2 protein-coding genes and 1 pseudogene are annotated in these 2,098 nt (G+C 40.6%); all 3 read right to left on the reverse strand.

The window, feature by feature from the left end; genetic code table 11:
* A pseudogene (locus SPM24T3_RS23940) lies at positions 1-289 on the reverse strand (phage tail tape measure protein); the annotation flags it as partial.
* Positions 290-309: 20 nt separating this feature from the next.
* Complete coding sequence (locus tag SPM24T3_RS23945; protein WP_009639426.1) at positions 310-1,557, reverse strand: prophage tail length tape measure; 1,248 nt, start codon at positions 1,555-1,557, stop codon at positions 310-312.
* 60 nt (positions 1,558-1,617) lie between these two features.
* The gene (gene bamE / locus SPM24T3_RS23950) at positions 1,618-1,974 is read right to left on the reverse strand and encodes an outer membrane protein assembly factor BamE (RefSeq protein WP_009639427.1); all 357 of its coding nucleotides are present in this window, start codon (positions 1,972-1,974) and stop codon (positions 1,618-1,620) included.
* Positions 1,975-2,098 lie beyond the last annotated feature (124 nt).

Consider the following 2,098-nt stretch of genomic DNA (forward strand, 5'->3'; position numbering starts at 1 on the left):
TCACAGCGCCAACAAATTCAACATTCAAACCTTGCTTAACGTTTTTATTTTCTTTTCCTAAATTAGCCGCAAATTCTTGTACAGCTAAATTATCCTCATTGGCTTTTTTTAATGCATTTTTAGCGTCTAATTCTTTGGCGGCTAATCTTAGATTTTCTTTTTGAGTATCATTAAGTTTCGATAATTTCCCCTCAAGAATATCGTAATTTATTTTCTGGAGTTCAGTAACGTCGCTTTCTTTCTTACCTGTAGTATCGACCAGTGCAGCGGCGCGTTTAAGCGCATTCATGCGCTCTTCGTAGGCAGAAACTAATGGATCCTTTCCTTCTTTCTTGACTGTTTTTTTTGGTTAGATTCACCATTGTCTAATTTGTAATTACTAGGGCCTGCTATTTTAGGGTCCAGAACCGCCAATCCAGTAGGTATGGTTACAGGTTTTAAAAGCGACAACCGAACTGAACGAAGTTTTTTCAATTCGTCGGTAGCTTTTCCAACACTGAAATCTTTCCCCGTAAGGAAACTTTCAATGCCGCGACCGAAGTTATTGCTATCGCTATTAGTATCTTCGATCTGCTTTTGCAGAACTTTCATTCTCGCGGTAACTTGGTCGATATTATTTAAATCAATATTACCGCCAAACTCGGCAACTTTAATACCGGCCAACTTTGCGAAGTCGCCTAAGGCACCCGCCCCTTTAATAAGCCACCCGGCCAAGTTAGATGCCTGAGTCACAAGATTGATAAGTCCCTGTAATACTTCTGGGGATGTAACAATATTGAACGTGTCGTCTAAAGCCTTTTTCAGCGGATCCAAGTTTGCATTAGCAAGACCCACTGCAATTTTATTTTTCACACCGTCAACCGAAACGCCGATATCTTGAACAAAATTGTTGAAAACAAGTAATTTATCGATATCCCCCTGGGGCAAAGCCAGACCTTTGTCTGTAGCCTTTTGCTTTAACTGGTTTAGCTTCTGAGCGCCGTTATCCAGCAATGGGATCATTTTCGAGAGATCATTTCCCAACGCTTCAAATATCGTTGTTTTCTGCGCAACATTCATGCCCTTCATCGCAGCAGATATTGCCAACAGCTGTTTATCTGGTGAAACGTTTTGTAGTTTTTTTGCAGACAGGCCAAGGGTATCTAAGGCCTGTGCAGCTTCTCCGCTCTTATTGAGTACTGCATCCCCAATTTTATCGTTCAGATCTTTAAAAATATCTGCAATATTGTCGCCAGATAAACCCGCCTGAGTCGCTGCGTATTGCCATTTTTGAAGTTCGGTTGTACTGATGCCTAAAGACTTAGCCCACCTATCGGTTTCAACAACTGATTCAGCAACGTTTTTAGTTATATTTAAAGCGGCTAAACCCGCGCCAACCGCCGCGGCCGTAATGGCGACCGTTGTGGCACCAATTGCAGTGCCAACAGCCTTAGCATTTTTCTCAACCTCTTTACGCCACTTTGCAGATGAACGCTCCGCTTCACTCATTCCTGCAACAAAACCGCCAACTTTGGCGATCAAATCTAACGTCAAAGTACCGAGCGATTTGCTGGCCATATAAACTCCTGGCATAAAAAAACCCCGCCGAAGCGAGGTTTTATTGATTAAATTAATTTATTACGGCTTAGATTTGGGATATGCATTTTGATAGATTTTTTGCGTGTTCTCTGTTATGTCATCTGCAATGGTTTGTTTTCCCCATTTAGTCACTTTTCCATTCACAAAGGTAACCACTAAACGATCTTGTGCTAACTGCTCGTTGTCTACTGGCGTAAAACCTATAAAAACTTTATTCCAATATATCCAGCGCTCCCTGTCAGAGTTAACATCCGTTCTGCGTGGAGCCCCCATAATTTGCTGGACATCTGTTTTATTCATCCCTAAAGATAAATTTAAAGAAGCCTTATTGTAATCAATTTTATTAGCACAACCAGATACGAAGAAGCATAGAACTAAAACCCATAACCATTTCATATTTACGTCCCATTAAAATTCCTGACAATTTCATTAGGAATGTAACAAAAAAACAATTAATTAACACCATTCCTTCATAGCTTGTGAAAGACTGATACCCTCTATTGCCTGTTGTTCTTCGATA

The sequence above is a fragment of the Serratia sp. M24T3 genome (assembly GCF_000257645.1).
Lineage (GTDB): Bacteria > Pseudomonadota > Gammaproteobacteria > Enterobacterales > Enterobacteriaceae > Rouxiella.